The organism is Alkalihalophilus lindianensis, assembly GCF_032843265.1.
Classification (GTDB): domain Bacteria; phylum Bacillota; class Bacilli; order Bacillales; family Bacillaceae_D; genus Alkalihalophilus; species Alkalihalophilus lindianensis.
Map to the genome: position 1 here is coordinate 1 of NZ_JAWJBA010000646.1, position 255 is coordinate 255.

The following is a 255-nucleotide window of genomic DNA, read 5'->3' on the forward strand; positions in this document are numbered from 1 at the left end:
TGACGAACAGGTCCTGGTCGTTCGGGCACGTAGAGATATCAAGGCGGATCAAGAGGTTCTAATTGACTATGGCGACTCTGCAAGACCCGCCTGGAGATGTCTAAGCTCTTACGGATTCGTCCCCAATTATCGCGTCTCCAGTGACGAATACTTCGAAGGGGAAGACGAATGCGTAGCAGAAGTTTACTTCAACGGTAAGCGATATGAGGTCAGCACCGATACAATCCCAACAGACTTAGTAGAAGCTGCTCAAGC

Annotated in this window: 1 protein-coding gene; it reads left to right on the top strand. The window is 49.8% G+C overall.

The window, feature by feature from the left end:
- The coding region (locus tag RYX56_RS23745) for a hypothetical protein (RefSeq protein WP_317124307.1) at positions 1 to 255 on the top strand (255 nt) is incomplete at both ends.